Source organism: Pseudomonas iridis (assembly GCF_017980685.1).
GTDB classification, from domain to species: Bacteria; Pseudomonadota; Gammaproteobacteria; order Pseudomonadales; family Pseudomonadaceae; genus Aquipseudomonas; species Aquipseudomonas iridis.
On sequence record NZ_JACXXO010000024.1, the window covers coordinates 26,481 to 47,989 of the forward strand.

Genomic DNA, 21,509 nt, shown 5'->3' on the forward strand with positions numbered 1-21,509 from the left:
AAGAGCCTCAGCCAAAAATCGAGTTAAACGCGCCTTTGAAAACATCTACTACGGCCGAGCCAACCTCTTTAATGGTTGCCGTCACTTTCCGAACAACCTTGCTGGCAACCTCGACAATCTTCCTGCCACCCTTTTCAATAAGCGTGCCCACCGCCTTCCCCGCTAAACGACCGGCAATGCCGCCAACAAGACCACCCACAGCCGTACCTCCAGGACCAAAAACGGAACCTAACGCAGCTCCCCATTTGGCGCCAAGTTGGGTGCCTTTTTGTTCGACTACTTGCGCCAGCGAGCGAGCGGCCACCATGGTTGTCTGCTCGATGGCATTAATTGCGGTATCGGCGAGGATGTCGCCCTGCCCCAGCTTATACAGCGCCTTGGCACGTTCCAGGCCGGTATAGGTAGTAGTCGCGATCACCTCGGTTGGAGTATCGCGGAAAAAACTCAGCCAACCGCTTTTGGCAGCAATCACCACGCCACCGGAAACGGCAACCTGCGCACCGATATGCCGGGTGGACTTCAGCGAACTGTCGAAAAATTCCTGCAGGGCCACGCTGGCCGGTGCGTTTTCATGGCCACGCATCCAATTCCAAGTGCGCTGCCCTAGGATGCGGGCACCGTGACAGGAAGCATTCAGGGCCGCATTCAACAACGCCTGATTGTTGATGTCCTTAGCAATGGCCAGACGGGAGTTTTCGTCCCAGATAGTCGGTTGCTTTTCGGTAGCGACTGTCGTACTGCCAATGGCGACGCCGGTAGGTACCGTAGTGTGACGAACATCCGGCTTGAGTGTCTGCGCCAGCGATACGTTGGCCGACTCCAGCATGTCCTGCACTTGTCCTGCGTACTCGCCCAGATTTAGGTCGGGATTATCCTGAGCGTCCTGCTCCAGCTCCTTGGCCAGCCAGTTAGCCGTGCTTTTCCCCTTGTCGAGGTGTCGTTGCAACGACTCTTTATGCTGAGTGGTACGTGTGATCGAGTCGATGAGCGTGCGCGCGACACTTTCGACTTCTGCGTTGTTTTCCCACAGATGCGGATACTTGTTGAATTCCTGCGTGAGCCACTGATCCAGTGGCATCTCATGGCGATGCTGGTCGTAGGAACGAATGAAGCTCCAGATGACCTCGACAGCCTTGGGCGCACTACCGGAGTCAGCGAATGCGACTTGGCTCAGCAAATCTGCTTGACGCTCGTGCTCGCTTTCATCGTTAAGCATTGGTTCAGAGACGTTCGACATAGAAAATCCGTTTGATTGGCTCATGGCAGAGTGTCCTTGGGGGGTCAGCAAGGGTGACAAAAAAGAAAGGAATGATACCCGGCAAAGTGCCTATGATCTCGCGAGTAAATGGCCTTTTGCCATAGCGCGACTCCACCCAGATATCACTGGACATTGCACTTAGAGACGCAGAAGCAACTCTGTTAACGTCCGCTCACTCAATCCACCCCGCATCGCGCATCTTCAACGATTCGCTCCCGCATTTCGGGCACTGTTTGAACCACTCCCCCGGCCCCAGCGCATCACACCGGGGTGCCACCGTTTTCTTCCAACCACATTCACCACACACAAACGTAAATGGCCTGGGCCTTATAGGCATCACTGCTCTCCTGAAATTTATCTATAGTCGTCTCCATCAGCGCTCTCAGCTACCGGGATACGCCTGCTCGATCTGCTGATCGAACTCTCCACCATACCCACAGTAATCACGCGGAATGCGCTCAATATCCTCGGCAATTTGCACAATCACCTCACGCAGCTCCAATTTCTCGAACCACCGGGAAGGAATCGCCGCAGCACCATACTGAACACCCAACAATTGCCCGGCAATGAGCCCGGTACTGTCGCTATCGCCATTGTGATTCACCGCTGTGATCACGCCCTCTTCGAACGAACGCGCTGCCAGGGCGCACCACAAGCCGATAGCCAGCGCTTCCTCGGCGACCCATCCGCCACCGAGATCGCCTATGCGTTGCGGGGTAGGCTGGTAGCCCTCGTAAAAGAAGAAAAGGACGCGCTCAATGAGGCCCCGTGTTTCTTCTATACCCGGCACTTGTCCATATTGAGCCAAGCTCTGAGTGACTGCGTGTTCCAGGCTGCCTTGTCGATCGACAATGCGCTGGAGAATATCGGCGAACATCCCTGCCGCCAGGTAGCCCGTAGGATGTCCGTGAGTCAGGTGCCCTGACTGTGCAGCGTAGTCAAAGGCGTTTGCAAAAAAGGCGCAGGGCGCAACGCGCTTCAAAGCGCCGCAGCCTTTGCTGTTGTTCTCGGCAACTGCGCCCAGCCGCGGACTGGCCTTGAGTGCTCCTAGGCAAGTAGTGCCAGGGGCGCGCCGAGACCAGAGTTCCGATTGCGTGATCAGCCAGCCGTCCACGCCAATCGGCATCGCCGTAGGGTAGTCTTGGGTTATCAGCCAGCGCAGCAAAGCATGATGAATAATGCTGGGGACGTGGCAAGTCCCTCGTGAGCTGCCGTGCACATACGCCCGCAGCAAGCCCTCTGCGGTGAAAAGCATCATCTGAGTGTCGTCGGTGATGGCGCCGGTGGTACCGAAAGCAGGGGAAAAATCAACGATACCTTGTGGACCGAACTTAGCTTCAATAGCTGACCATTCGAGAAACTCCACTGGGGCGCCTAGCGCATCACCGACGGCGCCGCCGAGCAGGCAACCCTTGATCCGTTCAAGTCTTTTCATGTCCTTTCCTCAACCCTCTGCAGGGATCAATTCCTGCAGAATCACCAGCTTTCTTTGCAACTGCTGAACGTGCTCTTTCTCGGCTCGCAACGCCGAACGCAGTTCGCGGTTTTCCATTTCCCAGATCCGCGCCCAACGCACATTTTTTTGGCAGCCCGTAGCCATCTGCCAGAGCTCACGCAATCTCAGACACTGATGCAGTAACACCAGCAGGATTGCTCCCATCATCAGCAATGCACCCGTCAACACCACTTGCGACATACTCATGTCCACTTCCTTTCGTGACTTCAATTCATTGTGAAGACAGACACACGATATGTAGTGCTAAACGACAGGTCTAGAATGTAGACTTATACAGGTAAAGTATTCGCGCACATGGAGAGGGCATGAAACGCAAGCAGTCCATCGAGCAGGTCCGCTGGGATCTGGCACTTCGCTATCGTTTGATTGAGACAGTTGCCTGGTGGGAGGGCCGGTTGACCACGGGACACTTGATGCAGAGCTTCGGCATCAGCCGTCAGCAGGCGTCCAAGGACATCAACACCTACATCACAGAACATGCGCCCAAAAATCTTACATATGACAAAAAAATAAAAGGCTACGTGCCCAGCAAGACGTTCACGCCGCTGTTCATCGACGACAGCGCTAGCGCCTATTTGCACCTGCTTTACCAGAACAACGAACGCGCCCCGCATATCGATGGACTCGCCCTGGCCTACGCCCACACCAAGGTGCTCGAAGTCCCGGATCGCCCGATTCGACCCGAGGTCCTGCGCCCATTGCTCAAGGCCTGTCGCGATGGCCTGCGCCTGGAAACCGAGTATGTGTCGCTCAACACCCCTAACGTGGAAATTCGCCTCATAGCCCCGCACACGCTGGTCTACACCGGTATGCGCTGGCATGTGCGGGCTTACTGCGAGAAGAACGGCCAGTACCGCGACTTTGTGCTCAGCCGCCTACGGGGGCAGCCGGATTTGCTCGACGAATCGCAGAACACTCGTGAGCGGGATGAAGACTGGAATACCGAGATACCCGTCATCTTTGCAGCCGATGGGCGATTGAACGCGGCGCAGAAGTCAATCATCGAAACCGACTTCGGCATGATTGATGGCCAGCTAGTGGTGCCCAGTCGCAGGGCGCTGGTGAAGTATGTATTGCAACGCTATCAGATCGATCCGAGAAACCAGGCCACTAATCCCGAGGCACAGCAAATCGTAGCAACCAACCTCAAGGAGCTGCGCCCCTGGCTCATGCATGACTGATCCTCAATCCTTTGAGCGAAGGCGTGTTGCCCCGAGTCGATCGCTCTCTGTCAGGCGTTTCGACTCGGCAACATCCATGTCCATCCGGCCGACATCTCGTGCCAGATACGCGTAGCGCTGATGTAGTTGTCGATCTCCCGGATCAACAGCTGCTGCGCTATGTCGTGATGGCCATTGAGGATGGCCAGATTTCGAGCGGTATGGCCCTCGTTGTTCTTCGCGTTCATATCAAGCTCGAACATCCTGTAGCGGTCAGTGAAGTACCTGACGGCCTTGAAGTGACCATTGATTGCGAGACAATGGATAGGCGTATTTCCGTCCACATCACGATGGTTGAGACTCCCGCCTAGCCGAAAACGCGTTTCAAGGGTTTTGATTTTTCCCTGCCTGGCGGGCAGATGCATGTATTTATAGTACGGCATGAAGCTGCCGAGGCCTTTCCAGTCCCGCCGTTGCTTGTCCCCCAGGGCACCGAGTGCCTCCAGCTTCTCGATCAGGGCGATTCGGTTCAGCCGGTAGGCGATGTCCAGTGGTGTGTCCCCTGCAAGATCTCGGTCATTGAGCGCCAGCGGGTCAAACGACGACAGATACTGCGTATTGTCGACAAGTACTGAAGCGTGCCAGTCCCCCAGGCCGAGCCCCTGCATGTCGTCTACACAACACTGCGTCGGGGCCAGAACCTTTTGCAGCAGAGCAAGCAAAGCGGGCGTGTATGACATGACTTCCTTCCCTGCTCCGGATTAGATGACAAGGCCCTCAGGGCCGCTATTCACACAGCGCGACAGCATTGGCAGTCGCCCCGTACCTTACGGCCATGCACAAACCGTTGACCAGGCTCATGTCTTGGGGGGTCAGGCAGCGTATGGCCGTCAGATCAGGGCTGGCGACGATACAGGCCAGGGATTTCGCCCGGCTGACGGCCACATTCAAGCGGTTTTTCGAATACAGGAAGCCAATGTCTCTGGGCAAATAGTCTTCATTCGAGGTCGCCATCGATACGATGACAATCTCTGCTTCTTGCCCTTGGAACTTATCCACAGTGCCTACACGAGCACCCGCTGGCAGCACCTGTTTCAACAACTGCACCTGCAGGTTGTAGGGCGCTACTACCAAGATGTTTTCGATGCACATCGCGTGATCGACGCCCTTGTTATCCACATAACGCTGCTGCAAGAAGTATGCGAAAAGCGCTTTGACTTGCGCCGCTTCTTCGTCCGAACTCTGGCTGTTGCCATCGTGCTCCACAGGGCAAAACATCAGTCCGCTGTCCGGCACCTCAGGTCGCTGGCCATCCAGCAGCAGCACCCGTCGCTCGGTGCCTGGCGCCGAAGAAAGTTGTCCTTCGTACACGGCTTGCGAAATGAACGAGCAAACGTTGGGATGCATTCGCCAGGTTTGCGCCAGAAACACACCCCGATCAGGCGCAATGGTGGGCGTGCCGTCCAGCAAATAGTCGAGGATGGAATCGCCGGAGCGGCCCGGATGCACGCCTTGCACCGGTTGCGACAATTGCATCTGATCGCCCATCAGGACGATGTTGCGCGCAGCCATGCCCATCGTGACCAGATTCGCCACACTCACCTGACCAGCCTCGTCGATGAAGAGATAGTCCAGTTGCTCAGTGAAGATGGGGTCGGCAAATAGCCAGGCGGTGCCGGCCGTCAAGTCAATGTTCGGCCCCCAGGCATCGAGAAACTCCCTTTTTTCCTCGATGGAACGGATGCAGCGGCCGGTGAACTCCGTGCCTTCACCCTCCGAGGATTTTTTCAATCCCGTGAAAGTGAATCCCTCTTCTTGCGCACGAGATTCAACCGCCGCCAGTAGGTTATTGATGGCGTGGTGCGAATTGGATGTTATGCCGATGCGCTTGCCCGCCTTGAGCAAATCAACGATGACGTGCGAGCCGGTGTAGGTCTTGCCTGCACCTGGCGGCCCCTGAATAAACAGCACGCTGTGCTCGAGGTTTCGCACCACCTGTTTGATGGCATCAATCGTCGGCAGGCTTGAATCAACAAGTGGTGCACCCGGCTTAATGCCCTTCACCCGAGGAGCGCGTCGATGCAGAAAGTCTGCAACCGCCTGGAAGCGCTGTTCGCCGGCCAAGAGGCTGTCGGCATAACGGAACAACGCCTTGCGTAGCGAAGTAGACGGGATCGGCCTCCCGGGAATCATGTCGAAGTAATCAGGCGGTGCATTTCTCTCGGTAGCCTTGAATGTCGCCAGACCGTTGTCATGGTCCAGATTAACCAGCTGTACGCTGGCCAGGGACTCGGTGATGACGCCCTGAGAACCGGTACGCATTTTGGTTTCTTGTAGTTCGAAACTGTACTCATACAGATAAGACCGATTGATCGGTTCCGGCAGTGTTTTTGTACGCTGCAAACCGGCCAGACTCTCGATATCTTCCAGCAGTTCCTCGGTTGTCATGTCCTGACGGCTGAACAGCTGCCACCACGTCGGCTTATCTGCGCGGCGGTGGAAGTCGAGTAACTGGAAGGTGAGCAACTTGACCTGTTCCTCGTCACTCATGGCCTCTTCGTCGGTGCACATCCTCCCCAGCAAACGATCGCGATAATCTTCCAGACGAATCTCGATCTCCTTTTGCTCCGCCATGGACTTCTCGCTTTCGGCTTCAGACCCGAGAAAAGCGCCTGCATTCGACGGTTTTATTTCCAACAGCCAGTCACGCAGAAGATAGGTCGATAGCACATCGTATTCGTTGTAACGCTCGATCTGCTCAAGCAACGCCGACTCACCGGTTTCTTTCCACCGCTCATAAAACACGATGCTCGCGCCGGCATTGGTGACGTTGCCATCGCGCTTGTCCATGTAAAAGTGCTCGATATTCTTGATCGAGTAGCTGGGCTCGGACACCCGGATCGCTTCGCGCACGACCTTGTACAGATCGATCATCTTGCCGTTGCGCAGCAACCAGTCCACTTGTGCTTCACGCGTCCCGTGCTGGCTCATCAGGCGCTTGATGGCCGTCTCTTCGTAGCTGGCGTAGTGGTAAATATGCGCGTCGGGGTAACGCTTGAGATGGCCGATGACCCAGTCGATGAACTGCTCGAAGGCGACCTTTTCTTCTTCTCGGGTATGCGCCCAAAAGGGTTTGAAGGTTTGCTGCCCACCCTCGTCGATGTAAAGACCGAAGAGGTATTCCAGGCCACCCTCTTCCAGCGGATTGCCCTCCATGTCGAAGAACAGATCACCATCGACCGCCTTGGGCATCCGATAGAAACCACGCCGTTCACCCAAGACAGGCAGGAGCTCGAACAACGGGACATCACTGGAGCGCCCCTGGAACTGCAACCGCGCCTGATGCCGCAACTTGCTCAACGACTCTGTCTGCAATTTCGGGATGCGCAGGTCGTCGGGACTGTCCGCCAGTTGGTGCAATGTGGTCACGCCGGCACTCTGTAACTTCTTGATTTGCGAACGGCTGATACCCGCTACCGCCGAGAGGTGATCGTCCTGCTGTCGTTGTTCGTCGCAGCGATCACGCCAGGCACAGAACCCACAATGCCCGCACGGTTCGGGGTAGGTGACTGGCAGTTCGGCACTGTTCACGAACGCATCGAAACGCTGTAGCACATGTTCCAGATAATCGGCGTAGTCGGCCACCCGAAATGCCTGCTCGGTACGCGCAGCATCACCGAGTACGACGTACATGAACTGTGGCTGCACACCTTGGATCGAGATCAGCATTCGCGAGTAGAGCGCAACCTGCACAAGGAATTTGGCCTTGGCCGTTTTCGCCAGCTTGGTGTCGATAACCTCATAGCTGTGGTCGCCCAGCGCCGACGCTCGCGGCACTTTGCGCAGGAAGTCGGCATGGCCAATATAGGCGCCTTCCTGAAGTGACGCCTGGAAGATGATATCGGCGCCGGCCTTCATGGCCTGGATGGTAAGTTCCACCCGGCGCGTGAAACTCGGATTGCCCTCGGCGATGTCGACTACGTTGGCATTCTCGCTTTTGAGCCGCTCGAAAAAGGCCGCCTCGTGGGCCAAGCCCTTGTCCTGTATCAGTCGGTTCTGATCGCTTGCCGCGGCTTTTTCCATAGGCATGACAAGGTTCTGAAGGTCTAGAGCCGTCAGGTGCTGGCACTCAAGAAAACCGCAGATATCTGAGGCGGAGTACAGCTGAAATCCGTTTCGAGTTTGCATGGTCGCTTCCAGTCCGGTGAAGCGTCCAGGAACGCTTCACGCTGATTGAATGTCGTGTGTGAGTCAGGCGTCGAGCGAACATCCGCGAAAAAACTGCTCGAACAAGGTCGTTGGCAAATGTTGCGCATCGAGCAGGCCGAAGTGCTTGCCCACGTTGCGCCCCAACGCCATCAGAGTCTTGGCAGAGTTCTCGGTACCCGCATATCCGGCGCTCAAGAGGTAGTCGATGCGCTCTTTCTCGGTCGTCGCCCGTAGATACGCATTGCCCGTGATCAATACATCCACCAAACAGACACTTGCCCGTTCATCACTCAGGGTGAACGGCTCCAATGTCTCGGTTGCCAGTGCCGCACACAATCCATCCTTGCCACCGTCGACAATGCGTTCGAGCTCTTCGACCGGTCGGCCGAACAGGTCGAATTCCTCAATGGAAAACGCGAAACAGTAGCCCTGCGCGGTGGCACGCGTGAGCGGGTTCTCGTTACACGGGTTAGTCACCAGCCATGCAACGAAGGACGCCTTATTGTCGAGCGAACCGCTGTGGCGGAAGGCCAGATAATCCTTCAGGACCTGACTGAAGGGGTGCCCGGTAGGCACCCAGCCAGTGCCATCACGTTCACTTTTCTGCGCATCCATCACTGGCGACGCTACCTTCGGATCAGACGCCAGCGTCACACCAAAGCACCGCAGGTCATAGCCGAGCATAAAAAGGCTGGCCTCGAACGCGTGGCACCGCGCGGGCAGAGCCCCTTGTTCAGCAAACCAGCCGGTACGCTCGAGCAGGGCTCGGATAATCCACCCCAACCGCACCTGCCAACGTGCCCACGCGGCATAATCGATCGCCGAAAACTGCGGCGCCGCCAGTCCGTTCAAGAACGCTCCCGGGTTGCGGATCTGGCTGCCGCGAGCACCTCCGGACGGGAAAGCCAGCAGAGCTTTGCCGCTCCCCGTCCATTGCTGGCGAAACAGCGAATACAGCATGCCTATCGCTGCGCCGACGCGACTGTCATAGATGGGAGACCCCGACGGATCAAGCATGGCGTGAATCTTGGTCAGGCCAGCATCGAAACGCTCGACACTGATCGCGTCGAGATCATTCAGATCATTATCGCCGTCGAGCAACATGAGCCCGGCCATTTTTTGCAGATAGCTCGACAGCTCGCCCTTTGCGGCCAGCCGGTGCAAAAATGGAATGGCTCCCCGGACACCACCCCAACGAAGAATCTGCAAACACGCTTGAAGCGCTTGTTGTTCATCTCCCCGGTTGACCGCACTCGTCAGCCACTCGCTAAGTTGCCCTAGAGAACGCTGAGTTTCAGCCCAGGTTTGTGAATCCACCGAGTTTTGGTTGGTATCTTGCCAGCTTGCTTTCCAGCGATATTGCTCAAGAACCTGCTCGAAACCCTGGACATCAGCCGTTAAACCGCCCGGCACAAATTTGCTCGCCTTGAAGCGCAGCTTGAAAGTCAACGTCGGCAAGTTCACTGCAAGCCATGCGATGAAGGACTCAACTTCAGGTTGCGCCAGGAACTGTACGCGCTTCATGCAGACCACGTTGCAGGTAATATCGAATGGCCATACCCTAAGCAAAAACAAAGCCTCCGTCCATGTTGTTTGTCCGTACAGGTAAACAAATGGAGCAGGTTCTCAGGCCCTGGATAGACACTTCTCTTCCAATACCTAGTTTTAGCCAAAATATATGTAAAGTTCTCAGACACTTCTATTCTGTCTACGTACTGCCCATGACCTCAAGGATCGGCACCCCATGGACCATCAAGCACTCAAGACCCGTCATCGCCAGGAACGTGAAAGTCATCACCCCAACCTCACCTTGCGTGTTCATCGGGCGCTGAGTTGGCTCAATCGTGCCGAGCAAGCTGACGATGTCGATGGGCGTTTTATCTTCCTGTGGATCGCCTTCAACTCGGCCTACGCCACCGATATTGACGAACAGTACCGCCTTTCTGAGCAAACCACGTTCAAGGCGTTCCTAGACAAACTCTGCGCGCTCGACACTGCCAATCTGATCGAGAACCTGGTCTGGTCCGAGTTCTCCGGCAGCATTCGCGCGTTGCTGGACAACCCCTACGTGTTCCAGAGCTTTTGGGATAATCAGAACGGCAAAATCAGCGAGCAACAGTGGACCGAGCGCTTTGCCAGCGGTCGGCGAGCAGCGCAGCAAGCGTTGGCCAACCGCAATACCCCAGCAGTACTCGGCGTTCTGTTCAATCGAATCTATACATTGCGTAACCAGGTAATGCATGGGGGCGCAACCTGGAACAGCAGTGTGAACCGGGATCAGCTGCGCGACTGCTCAACCCTCCTCGGCAAGCTGGTGCCGGTGATTATTTTGTTGATGCTGGATAACCCGGAAACGCTATGGGGGGATGCTTGTTATCCGGTCGTTGTTTAGGTAGACCACAAGGTCGCCTACCTTCGATGGCAACGACTTAACACTCTCATATCAACAAAGGTCGGCACAATGTCAATCAAGCTGCTCCATGCACGGTGAGTACACGAAATAGAATCCCGGCCGCCATCAATACACTTACAGCGACACACCCGATCACCCAAGCGAATCGTCCAACCGCTTTTTGGAACTCATCCGTCTGCTTCATCTGCATCTGTATTAACTGCTCGGTGAGCATACTCACGGTATGCTGAACTTGCTTGACAGCCTGTAACTGACTGGTTTGCAGCTCACTGAGCCGGGAATCAAGACTTTTCAGGGAGGCACAGGTCTGCTGGTGTTGCAGACGGACACCTTTGCCGAGAAGCTCGATGACTCGGTTACCGCCCGTAGCGATAGCGACGGGCAGTTCGTTGAGCAGGTCTTTGTGGCGTTTTTCGAGTTCGGCCTGATGCCGAGTGCTGGTGGCTTCGAGGCGTTCGACGACTCGATCACCGCCCGTAGCGATAGCGATGGGCAGTTCGTTGAGCAAGTCTTGGTGGTGTTTTACGTGTTCGGCCTGGTGCCGATTGCCGGTGGCTTCGAGGCGCTCGACGACTCGATCACCGCCCGTAGCGATAGCGATGGGCAGTTCGTTGAGCAAGTCTTGGTGGTGTTTTACGTGTTCGGCCTGGTGCCGATTGCCGGTGGCTTCGAGGCGGGCGATGTTGCGTTGCAGCGTTGTAATTTCTTCCTCGAGTTCCTCCCCAGCTTCGCGAGCGGTCTTGAGGTCGTTTTTCAGGCCAGCAAATCGCCTACCGATATCTTCTTTGAGGTCAAAAGAAAGGCCGTCAACGAGTTGCGCTGATTGCTGATTAACGGGTGTATTGATCAGAGAATTGACCAAGACAGCGAGTTCAGAGTGGGCTTCGTTGACTTCAGTGTCTACGAGGAATGCGTCCATCAGAATTTTTTCCCTGATAACATCTTTGGAAGCTCGGCGAGCAGCACGGGTAGGTAGAACAGGTTTGTCAGCTGTTCAGTGGGCTGCGGGGCACTGTTGATGAGGTACCTCACGCGTGCGAGTTCGACGCTAAAAGCTTCATGGATATATTGATTGAACGTGTCTGCATGTTCGATGCTGCGACGCATGCGCTCCACGAATGCTCGGTGAGAATCAGAGGCTTGTCTAATCTGTTCCTTTAGTATGTTTAGGGCTTCCGTTGCGCGTCGGCTTTGCACGCAGGCAGCGCGGTATTGAAAGTCAATTTGCTGGGCGCGCTTGAGTATTTTCTCGCATTCGTTTTTCAATTCACTTTCGAGCGCCTGCCGCGCAGCGTCGATGAACTGAGCGTGTAGCTCGGTGCGGATTTCCCCTAGGCGGTTGAAGTCCAGATGAAAGTTTGCGCTGGACCAATAAGCGTCCAGCAGATATTCGTTTAACTTCCCGAGGAAGGGATCGACCGCTCTCAACGATGGGACTGAAAATTCTAATTTACCGAGGCCGTGATTGTTCGACAGCTCTCGGCAAAATGTATTCCACGACCGGGTTAGTTTGGACGTCATGCGTTGGGCACTGTCTTTGAGCGCGGTGACGGTCTCGGAATCGCAGGTCAACTCCGGTTTTTGAAAAAAACGTTCAACGCAGCTCTGGCCAGTTTGTTGGCCTTTTTCATCTCGTTGAAACCTCTCCAATTGAAGGCGACACTCGACGAATTGCGAGTCTGCGGCTTTTTTATCCCTGTCCATCTCATTTTGGTATGCGAGGAGTTTCCGCTCTACTGCGCGCTGCTGACGGACTTCCGAAAACAAACACTTGATTCGTTCGCAGTGTGCCTGGCGTTCGCGTTCAACCTTTACGCTGATAAAGTTGCCTACCTGAAATGCCGATTGCAATCGCGCATAGGGGCTGGCTGCCGATTGGATATCTCCTAGCAACTGACTGCGAAGCTCTCCAATAACACCCGCAGCGCGCGCGTAGTAGTGGTCCGCGTCGACACCGTCGCGAAGACCTTCCAACGAGTCGCCAAGCTCCAGAGGAAAGATATTGCGCTCCAGCTCCTTCTCCAGCCCCTTGGGTGGGCAGTAATCATGTGTAGTGATTTGCTCATAAAGCTGAGCTTTGACCATGGCGGAATCGTATTGCCCCTTACCAAACCATTCCTTGAAGCTGGCGGGTGAAAAGGTATAGGTCAGCACAACACGGAAACGGTTGAGTTGAAGCATCCAGTCGCTGAGAGCGTGACCCAGAACGCTTGGATTGAGAAATCCTAGATTGTCAGCGCGTCCTACCAGTAGTATCAGGTCGGCAGTGGCGACGTGTTCCTGAATAATTTTCTCCACCAGGTTGCGCTCAGCGGCGTTACGTGCGCTGACGCCAGGAATATCTAACAAGCGCAAATCGAGGCTTAGACTGTCCGGGCCCGGCGGCGCGAAGAAGCACTGAGGGATACGTACGCTGAGAACTTCAGTACTACTGAACTCACCCTTTTCGACTGCCGAACGGATCGTACCGAAGCGCATCTCAGCCTGATCATTATCGAGCCCTTTGCTGTCAGCGCCTATGTACCAGTAATCGTCTTTGGACTTGCCGTAGCGAACCGGTGAGGCTGTGGACGATTTACCCAATGCCTGACCACCACGTAGTACCTTCGAAACGTCAGCCACGGCCTTTACGCCGAGCAGGTCTAGGATCAGCGTGGTCTTGCCGACCTGAGTCGTACCGTACACCACTACGGTCACATGCTCACTGCGCTTGAAGTCCTCGATCAGCTCTTGATCAACCTCCCCCATAAAACGCTCATAAGCGGTGTAGGCCCATTGGTAGCGCTGCGCGTAACGCCTAGACCACGCGCTTTCTTTGCACATCATCGATGGCCCTGACCAGGTTGATCCGTGCCCTATCCAGACGGTTGAGTTGACGCGCCATTGCGTCCTTAATGGACAGGTCGTTGCCCAAGCCATAGGCCAGACGCAGGTTACCTACCAAACGATCTTCGAGGTTGTCCATAAGCTCGTCATAAACGTCGAGACTCTTCTGAATGTGCGACTCGGCAAACTGATCGATGCTCTGGATGATCATGCCTTTACGTGCCGCGTCATAACGTTGCACTTCATTGGCGCCTTTGTAGGCCATGAAGCCTAAGGCGATAGCGCCGGCTGCAGCCATCGACAGGCTGGCGCCTAGACCTGTAGCAGCGGTGCCACCTGTAACGGTATCAATCACAGCCGGAATAGTATCGACAGTGCCATCGATCATTACGTCCACCGCGAGGATAGCCCCGATGGAGTTGATCAGCGGTTTGAGTGCGCTGGAAGCGGCCGGCAGTTGTTCTTTGATTTCCTTGGCCAGCTTGTCGAAGTCGAAAGAAGCAATGTCAGAGTTAGCCAGTTCAGGAGTACGCAAGGCGATGGCCTGATTGAGACGTAAATACTCCATGGTCATCGCGGGAAGTAGCTTAAGCACTTCCTCGGCATTACCGTTTTCCAGTTGACTCGGTTTCAATTGATCGCTTTCACGCGGGGTACCTAGCAGCAGTTGCAGGTCATGCTTGAGCGCTTCGTTACTCATTTGTACGTTTGGCGTGGCGGCATGGTCATAGCCGAGCAAGTTTTCAAGGCTGCCTTGTTTGAGTTGATGCAGAAAGCCTGAATCAGTCACCGCACTCACGCCCAAAGCACTTTGGGACATCTGAGAGATCGCAACGTAGTCACTGTCTAGCGGGGTGCGTCTGTCGATAACCAAGGATGTATCCTTAAGCCTTGGCACCAGGTTTGCGTCGCTCTCACGCCAACAATCGAGAATACGCTCCTTGAAAACACGTTCCTGTTCGCCGGATTGAAGGGAGAGGAAATTGACCGCCTGCTTGAATTTAGCGGCAAAATTTTCCTCTTCCTTTTCGTAGCGCAGGCCAGCGTTACCTTTGGCGATCCCAGCATGAGCCCAGACTTGCTCGCTAAGTTTTTTCGAATAGCCTTTGCGGTACTTGACCACTGCCTTACTGAATAGCTCCTTGAATTTGTCGACGTTGCGCTCGGCCAAATGGTTGGTAATGCTCTTGAAACCTTCTTCATTTTCGAGACCCTCTCGGATCACATCGAGATCACCAATCACCAACTCTTCCAGTGCCTGTAGACGAATCTCGTCAGCACCAACAGAGGACAGAGAGTACTTGTTGATCGAGCGAATGATCTCCTCGCACCATTTAGAGCGGTAGGTTTCGTCACCCACTCCAGTGCAGACAATACGGTCCTGCTCGACACCGGGCACGCTGAATACATCGGCGACGGTAGCGCAGAGCTCTCGTAGCTGCCCTTCATTAAATAACTCGGTTTTGGTTACTGCGAGAATCGGTTTGCGGTCCGGGAAGTAGCGTGACACCAGGTCCTGGAGGATCTGCTGTTGACTGTGGTCTGCAACTCGAGTGCGATCTGTGACCAATACGCTGCCGAGAGAGTGGATGAGGGTATGGCGCATAAGACCTTGCCACTGCGCATTGTCGCGGTTAACCACCTCATAACCTGGCAGTAGTACGAAACCGAATTGCTGCGCAGCGAAGTGACGTTGAGGCACATAGATTTTAGGAAAAAGCTTGTCGCTGCCAGCATCGTAGTCGCTCACCAAGGCGCGGAACTCTTCCGGACTCAGCGGGATCTCTTGCTCTTCGTCTGAATCGTTACATTGAATCGCAACGGCATACGGCGCAGTGCAACCGGCCTTTTCAAAGATGAAAACTGGAATACGCTCACCTCGGCCCTGGTTATCTGCTAACCAGCTATCATCCAGGCCATAGAGCTCGCGGACCAAACGGGTCTTGCCGGCGCTCTGGCTGCCGGCTACACATACGTAGTAGGCCGAGGACAGCTCGCGCGCAATACGTAGTTTACGTAGCAGCGACACAATCGCAGTGCGCTGCGGTGAGGTCTTAAGTTGGGCAGTGACCGGCAGCAAAGCGGTCAGGGCGCGCTCCAGGTCCTTGATCAATGGGGAGTGCATAGTAGTCGTCCTTAAGTGCTGGCTCTGCGTCCGCCGGAGTATTCAGAGGCTTTTGGTGCTATCGGCTGCGATCGACGGACAATTAATGATGGGAAGGAAAATATTACAATATAACCGCGATTGATATTATTTTGACACTATCTGAATGAATGTAGTGCGAGCAGGGCTATGGTCGGTATTTGAAAAATTAAGGATGGACTAAACGACCGTCAGATACGCGTCCAGCGTCGCCTCATCGCTGAGTAGCTTGAGCGCCATGCTTGTGCGTGTGCTGCTCAGCCCCCCCATAACCACCTAGATGGCCCTTTATTCGGCAGGTCGGCTTTCATAGCCTGCCCCATGGTGTTGTGTTACCCATGCGCAACACAACACTGTCGCTGCGTAACTTTTCCAATACAAACACCGCGAAGGCCTCCTAATCGGTATCGGTGTGATTTCTCCAAAGGCGTTGTTGTACTTCTCGCTCAGCTCGCCACAGGCACTGCAGTACTCAGAACTCTACACGTGGGCGTACTCCATAAGCCCTATGTGTGGACTCCCTCTCACTATTGACTGTGGTTCGCACCTTCATGCTGCCAAGGTGAGGAGAGTCCATCCCATTGCTTCTGACGGTTACAGCCACTCAGCACTTTAGGAAGCGGCACAAGATCGACTCAAAAAAATTTCAGTCCTACATCACCGCTATGACATCCACCTCATGGAGCTCAGAACCATGTCATTGCAATGCCCTCGCTGTCATTCCCCCCAAATCGCATCTTTAAGAACAGCCATGAAAATCACTGCCGCTGTCGGTGCGGTGGGCGGTGTCGCTCGAGGAGTAAGCGCCGCTCTTGCGGGCAGCCAGGTGGGCGCCTCTGTCGGCGCTATTGCTGGCCCAATCGGTATTACCCTCGGTTCAGTCTCAGGAGCCATTCTCGGCGGACTTGCTGGAGGCGTGGGAGGCTGCGCTCTCGGTGCTCAGCTCGGAGAAAAACTCGATCGTCATGTGTTCGCCAACAACCTCTGCCTCGCCTGCAGTCATCGCTTCAACTTACCAGCCTAATCCTCTTACAACATTCTTCGGTCAGTGCTGCGCGTGCGCAGCATTTATGCCGGCACGCCCCCAAAGGAATCACTCCCATGGCTCATCTCGTCGAACAAATGGCATACGTTGGCGCTACCCCTTGGCATAGTCTAGGTAACCGCCTGACGCAAAAACAACCGCTGGAAGTCTGGCAGCGCGAAGCTGGCATGAACTGGCAGATTCAGGAAAGTCCTGTTCACTTCAAGGCCGACACTGTCGGCAACCTAGGCACGATTCACTCCTTTCCGGAACAAAAAGTGCTGTATCGCTCCGACACCAAGGCCCCCTTGTCCGTGATTTCCAACCGCTACCAGGTTGTGCAGCCTCGTGAGGTGCTGGAGTTCTACCGGGACCTGACTGAGGTCTCCGGCTACGAGTTGGAAACAGCTGGGATACTCAAAGGTGGCCGCAAGTTCTGGGCTCTGGCCAGGACGGGGCAGACAACCGTGCTGAAGGGTAACGATCAGGTGAATGGCTATCTGCTGCTAGCCACTTCCTGTGACGGTACGCTGGCTACCACCGCCACCCCGACCACCGTGCGTGTAGTTTGCAACAACACCCTGACCATCTCCCTGAACGGCGCTAACCGCGCAATCAAGGTGCCGCACAACACGCGCTTTGATCCGCAGGCCGTGAAGAAACAACTGGGCATCGCCGTCTCGCAATGGGATGAATTTATGTACCGCATGCGCGCACTGGCGGAGCGCAAGGTGCAGTGGCATGAGGCGATGGGCTTCTTCATGAATGTGTTATGTGATGTGGCCCCCAATAGCAAGCTGCCTGAAGTACTTCCGAATGAGCGAGCACTGCGCAAAGTCCAAGGGCTGTACGAAGGCCAAGGTCGTGGAGCGACGCTTGAATCAGCCCAAGGAACTGCGTGGGGCTTGCTCAACGCCGTGACCGAGTATGTCGATCACGAACGACGTGCCCGCAGTACTGAATACCGTATGGACTCCGCGTGGTTTGGAGCCGGCGGCGCCCTCAAAGAGCGCGCACTGAACGCAGCGCTGCAACTCGCCGCCTAGTCCCATTCACCAACTCAACTATTAAAGCGCCTGGTCAGCTCCTGCTGGCCGGGCGTTTTTTATGCCGGATAGGAAAACATCATGGAAACGCAAACGCTGCAACAATCCTGCAGTAAACCTCGCCCCGCCTTGCGCCTGGTGGGGACCAAACAACTTCCCCGAGAAGACTGGCTGGCCGTGCGCCAACAAGGCATCGGCAGCTCGGATGCCGCCGCTGCCGTAGGGCTCAATCCTTACAAATCCCAGCTGGAACTGTGGCTGGAAAAAACTGGCCGTGACAGTTCGCTTCCAAAGCTAGATCACAATGATGAAGAGAGTCCAGCCTACTGGGGCAATGTGCTGGAGCCCATCGTCGCCTGGCATTACAGCAAGCGTAGCGGTAACCGAGTACGACGTATCAATGCAGTGCTGCAGCATCCGGATCCTAAACTGTCCTGGATGCTGGCCAACATCGACCGAGAGGTGATCGGTGCAGACGATGTACAAATCCTTGAATGCAAAACAGCCGGCATTAACGGCGCTCGCCTCTGGAAAGAAGGCGTGCCAGAGTATGTGCAGTTACAGGTCATGCACCAGTTGGCGGTGACCGGCAAGCAGGCGGCGGATGTGGCGGTACTGCTGGGTGGCCAACACTTGGAGATCCACCGCATCGAACGAGACGAGTCGATGATTGCTCGGCTGATCGACCTGGAGCGGCTGTTCTGGGACTACGTGGTCAGTGATACCCCGCCACCGGCCGATGGTACGGACTCAGCGGAAGCCGCACTACGCTGCCTCTACCCCGAGGACAACGGTCAGACCCTGGACTTCAGCCAGCACCCGGAACTGGCCGCTACCTACCGGGAACTCAAGGCTGTTCGCCAGAGCATTAACCAACAGGAGACGCGAGAGGCGCAGCTCAAACAAGTCCTGCAGCAGGCCATGGGCATCGCCACCCGCGCGGAGTTTACCGAGGGCTACATCAGCTGGAAGAAGTCCAAGGACAGCACCGCGCTGGATGTCGAGCAGATGCTCAAGGACAAACCCTACCTGCAGATCCGCTACAGCAAGCTCCGCGAAGGCAGTCGGCGTTTTCTGATCGCCTGACTCTATCCACCGTACATAAGCCGCCCGGACCGATCACGTCCCGGTGGCTTTTTTATTTCCAGATCAAGGATAACTACCATGCTCAAAGGTTTAGCCATTACTCCTCCGGTACTCGGGCGTATTTCCATTGGCAAGGTCGTCGAGAAAAACGGTAAACGTCTGCCGGAGAAAGACGATCAATTCACCATCACCTCGCAGGTACAAAGCCGCGACGGTTGGCTGCTGCACCCGCTCAATGAGGAACTGCGCAGTGGCCAGGATGGCAAACTGCGCAGTATTCCGATCCGTTTGCTATTCAACGAGCCGGACCTCAACTTTCGGGCTGACTACAGTCTGTTCGACCGCACCACTGGCCGGCCGCTGTGCGTTGGCAATGGGGAGACCTGCAAGCGCTTGACCAAGGACGGCATCCAGTCGCTGCCCTGCCCTTCACCGGATGGCTGCTCACTAGCCCAAGGCAATACCTGCAAGCCTTACGGCCGGCTGAACGTGGTGATTGGCGATGACGATCCGCTGGGCAGCTTTGTCTTCCGTACCACCGGTTTTAACAGCATCCGCACCCTGGCGGCACGCCTGCAGTACTTCAGCGCAATCTCCGGCAATCGCCTGGCCTGTCTACCGCTGGAGCTGCGTCTGCGTGGTAAGTCCACTCGGCAGAGCCACGGTACACCGATCTTCTACGTGGACATCACGGTGCGCAGTGGCCTGAGCATGGAGGACGCCTTGCTGGAAGCCAAGCAATTGGACGAAGCCCGGCAAACCGCCGGCTTTGACCAGGGAGCACTGGATCACGCGGCCCGTCGGGGCTTTAACAATGGGGCCTTTGAGGACAGCGAGGAGGACACCGGTGCCGTCGTCGAGGAGTTCTTCCCCGTCATTGAAGATCAGCCCAGCCCTGTAGAGCCCCAAGCCCAACGGGCAGCGCCTGCCAAACCCTCACTCACCCAAAAGCTGGAGTTGCAAGGCGCGCGGCACAACAGCAGGCCCGCCCAGTAATGCCCTTCTCAACCTCCTCTGCGTGCCCCCTAATTCGTACAGGAATACCGTCATGAAATATCACAAACTCAAAGCCGGTGAAACGAGCGGTACTTATGGCATGGAATCCCCGATCACCGAAGCCGACATTCTGCAGATGGCTCAACAACTGGCGATGAGTCGTCTTTCTAAAGGACGGGCTTTGACTGAGCCGAAGCACGTCTTCAGTCATCTAAAAACACTGCTGCAGTACCATGAGCACGAGGTCTGTGCGCTGCTGCTGTTCGATACCAAACACCGGGTTATTGGCTTCCGGGAGCTATTCGGATGCACCCTGAAAGGTGCCAGCGTGTACCCACGGGAAGTCGTCAAGATTGTCCTAGAGCACACGGCCGCAGCCGTGATCCTGGTCCACTATGATCCGTCTGAGGACCCCGAGCCCAGCCAAGCCGATCGCATGCTGACCACAACCCTCAAAAACGCTCTCAACATGATCGGCACCCGGATATTGAATCGCCCCGGGTTCTCTAGACACCTTGCAAGCTCATTGCGTGACGCTTTTCAAACTCTATCGGTGACAGCTGATTGTTGAAACCATGTCGACGTTTTGAGTTGTAGAACATTTCGATGTAATCGAACACATCGCTACGAGCATCTTCACGTCTGGTGTAAATTTTTCGCTTGATCCGTTCACGTTTCAGAAGCTGGAAAAAACTCTCGGCCACGGCGTTGTCATGACAGTTGCCTCGACGACTCATGCTGGCAACCAAATTGTTTGCCTTCAAAAAGCTGCGCCAATCGGAGCTGCTGTACTGGCTACCTTGGTCGGAATGAACCATCACCTCTTGCTTCGGTTTACGCCTCCAAACCGCCATCAACAAAGCATCAATAGCTAAATCACTGGTCATCTGCGACTTCATTGACCAGCCAACGACTTGACGAGAAAACAGATCCAGCACCACCGCCAAATACAACCAGCCTTCATACGTACGAATGTAGGTGATGTCGGTGACCCAAACCTTGTTGGGTTCCACGACATCGAACTGGCGCTTCAGCAAATTGGGTGAGGCGACCGCTGGCTTACCGCCGTACTTTCCAGGACGGCGTCGATAACCTGTCTGAGAACGCAGGCCTTCAAGACGCATCAGCCTCGCCACACGATGACGACCACAATCCTCACCGACCTCGCGCAGATCGTCATGGATTTTACGATAGCCATAAACGCCTCCGCTCTCCAACCATGAATGCTTGATCAAACCCAGCAGTCGCTGGTCGTCTTTAGCGCGTGCAGATTGCGGCTCAGACAACCAGGCGTAATAACCGCTGGGATGGACTTTCAGCGTCAGGCATAGCCGTCGAATGGAATAGTCGCCGGCTCGCTGCTTGATAAAGGCGTACTTCAACCGCACTCCTTGGCAAAGTACGCGGCGGCCTTTTTTAAGATGTCTCGCTCTTCAGTGACGCGCTTGAGCTCCGCTCGCAGACGACGTAGTTCAGCGTGCTGATCATCATCCTGCCGCCGTTCTTCTTGAGGTTTGCTGTAGCGCTTTATCCAGGCATAGAGACTATGCGTCGACACGCCGAGACGGGCCGCCACATCAGCGACAGGCAGCTTCTTTTCGGTCACTTGATTGACCGCTTGGATTTTGAATTCCTCGGGGTAACGCGGGTTGCTCATGGCACCTCCTAATTGGCCTCAGTTTAAGGCATGGAGGTGTCTACGAAATCCGGGGCGATTCATATTGGATCATGTTGTCGTGGGGTATGAGGGATGTGTGTCATTGGCTGAGCGGGGTCATCTGTAACTCTTAGGCACACACCGTCCGATAGACTACCCTTGGCTGATGCTAGGG

17 protein-coding genes are annotated in these 21,509 nt (G+C 55.4%); 7 read left to right on the forward strand and 10 right to left on the reverse strand.

Translation table 11 applies throughout. The annotated features are described in order from the left end of the window. Positions 1-7: 7 nt before the first annotated feature. The 3 genes from IEQ42_RS25525 to IEQ42_RS25535 all read right to left on the reverse strand — a co-directional run bounded on the left by IEQ42_RS25525 (position 8) and on the right by IEQ42_RS25535 (position 2,960). Positions 8-1,261 carry a glycine zipper family protein gene (locus tag IEQ42_RS25525; protein WP_228732040.1) on the reverse strand — a complete coding sequence of 418 codons (1,254 nt, stop codon included), beginning with the start codon at positions 1,259-1,261 and terminating at the stop codon, positions 8-10. A 379-nt stretch (positions 1,262-1,640) separates the two neighbouring features. Then, positions 1,641-2,693 (reverse strand): ADP-ribosylglycohydrolase family protein, encoded by a 1,053-nt coding sequence (locus IEQ42_RS25530; protein WP_210705942.1) that lies wholly within the window; start codon positions 2,691-2,693, stop codon positions 1,641-1,643. Between the two features lie 9 nt (positions 2,694-2,702). Further along, positions 2,703-2,960, reverse strand: coding sequence for a hypothetical protein (locus tag IEQ42_RS25535; RefSeq protein ID WP_210705943.1), 258 nt, complete (start codon positions 2,958-2,960; stop codon positions 2,703-2,705). 119 nt (positions 2,961-3,079) lie between these two features. Between IEQ42_RS25535 and IEQ42_RS25540 the strand changes: the two genes are divergently transcribed. Then, on the forward strand, positions 3,080-3,955 hold the full coding sequence (locus IEQ42_RS25540) for a BrxR family helix-turn-helix transcriptional regulator (RefSeq protein ID WP_210705944.1): 876 nt from the start codon (positions 3,080-3,082) through the stop codon (positions 3,953-3,955). A 50-nt stretch (positions 3,956-4,005) separates the two neighbouring features. On the opposite strand, the gene IEQ42_RS25545 is transcribed toward IEQ42_RS25540, so the two are convergent. The 3 genes from IEQ42_RS25545 to IEQ42_RS25555 form a co-directional block, all read right to left on the reverse strand. Continuing rightward, positions 4,006-4,674 carry an ankyrin repeat domain-containing protein gene (locus tag IEQ42_RS25545; protein WP_210705945.1) on the reverse strand — a complete coding sequence of 223 codons (669 nt, stop codon included), beginning with the start codon at positions 4,672-4,674 and terminating at the stop codon, positions 4,006-4,008. A gap of 46 nt (positions 4,675-4,720) precedes the next feature. Continuing rightward, the gene (locus IEQ42_RS25550; RefSeq protein WP_210705946.1) at positions 4,721-8,122 is read right to left on the reverse strand and encodes a TM0106 family RecB-like putative nuclease; all 3,402 of its coding nucleotides are present in this window, start codon (positions 8,120-8,122) and stop codon (positions 4,721-4,723) included. A 63-nt stretch (positions 8,123-8,185) separates the two neighbouring features. Beyond that, positions 8,186-9,667, reverse strand: a complete 1,482-nt coding sequence (locus IEQ42_RS25555) for a hypothetical protein (protein ID WP_210705947.1) — start codon at positions 9,665-9,667, stop codon at positions 8,186-8,188. Between the two features lie 220 nt (positions 9,668-9,887). Here IEQ42_RS25555 and IEQ42_RS25560 point away from each other — a divergent pair, with 220 nt between their 5' ends. Beyond that, entirely contained in the window at positions 9,888-10,535 is a 648-nt protein-coding gene (locus tag IEQ42_RS25560; protein ID WP_210705948.1) for a HEPN domain-containing protein, read from the forward strand. 76 nt (positions 10,536-10,611) lie between these two features. Here IEQ42_RS25560 and IEQ42_RS25565 read toward each other — a convergent pair whose 3' ends face one another. The 3 genes from IEQ42_RS25565 to IEQ42_RS25575 are packed head-to-tail and all read right to left on the reverse strand — an operon-like array spanning position 10,612 to position 15,507. Then, on the reverse strand, positions 10,612-11,475 hold the full coding sequence (locus IEQ42_RS25565; protein ID WP_210705949.1) for a hypothetical protein: 864 nt from the start codon (positions 11,473-11,475) through the stop codon (positions 10,612-10,614). After that, a complete protein-coding gene (locus IEQ42_RS25570) occupies positions 11,475-13,382 on the reverse strand; it encodes a hypothetical protein (protein WP_210705950.1) in 1,908 nt (635 codons plus the stop codon). The genes IEQ42_RS25565 and IEQ42_RS25570 overlap by 1 nt, the downstream gene beginning before the upstream one ends. Then, the gene (locus IEQ42_RS25575; RefSeq protein ID WP_210705951.1) at positions 13,354-15,507 is read right to left on the reverse strand and encodes a hypothetical protein; all 2,154 of its coding nucleotides are present in this window, start codon (positions 15,505-15,507) and stop codon (positions 13,354-13,356) included. Before IEQ42_RS25575 ends, IEQ42_RS25570 begins: the two co-directional genes overlap by 29 nt. Positions 15,508-16,219: 712 nt before the next feature. On the opposite strand from IEQ42_RS25575, the gene IEQ42_RS27420 reads away from it, so the two are divergent. The 5 genes from IEQ42_RS27420 (at position 16,220) to IEQ42_RS25595 (ending at position 20,248) form a co-directional block, all read left to right on the forward strand. Continuing rightward, positions 16,220-16,549, forward strand: a complete 330-nt coding sequence (locus tag IEQ42_RS27420; RefSeq protein ID WP_228732041.1) for a hypothetical protein — start codon at positions 16,220-16,222, stop codon at positions 16,547-16,549. Between the two features lie 77 nt (positions 16,550-16,626). Continuing rightward, complete coding sequence (locus tag IEQ42_RS25580) at positions 16,627-17,595, forward strand: DUF932 domain-containing protein (protein ID WP_210705952.1); 969 nt, start codon at positions 16,627-16,629, stop codon at positions 17,593-17,595. A gap of 81 nt (positions 17,596-17,676) precedes the next feature. Then, entirely contained in the window at positions 17,677-18,681 is a 1,005-nt protein-coding gene (locus tag IEQ42_RS25585; protein ID WP_210705953.1) for a YqaJ viral recombinase family nuclease, read from the forward strand. Between the two features lie 78 nt (positions 18,682-18,759). Further along, a complete protein-coding gene (locus tag IEQ42_RS25590; RefSeq protein WP_210705954.1) occupies positions 18,760-19,677 on the forward strand; it encodes a recombination directionality factor in 918 nt (305 codons plus the stop codon). A 52-nt stretch (positions 19,678-19,729) separates the two neighbouring features. Then, positions 19,730-20,248, forward strand: a complete 519-nt coding sequence (locus IEQ42_RS25595) for a JAB domain-containing protein (RefSeq protein WP_210705955.1) — start codon at positions 19,730-19,732, stop codon at positions 20,246-20,248. Here IEQ42_RS25595 and IEQ42_RS25600 read toward each other — a convergent pair. Then, positions 20,184-21,334 (reverse strand): IS3 family transposase gene (locus tag IEQ42_RS25600; protein WP_122487344.1). Its coding sequence is split into 2 segments (ribosomal slippage): positions 20,184-21,100 and positions 21,100-21,334, totalling 1,152 coding nucleotides; the frame shifts between segments, so codons are not numbered across the junction. The two genes, IEQ42_RS25595 and IEQ42_RS25600, sit on opposite strands and share 65 nt — an antisense overlap. Positions 21,335-21,509: the final 175 nt, after the last annotated feature.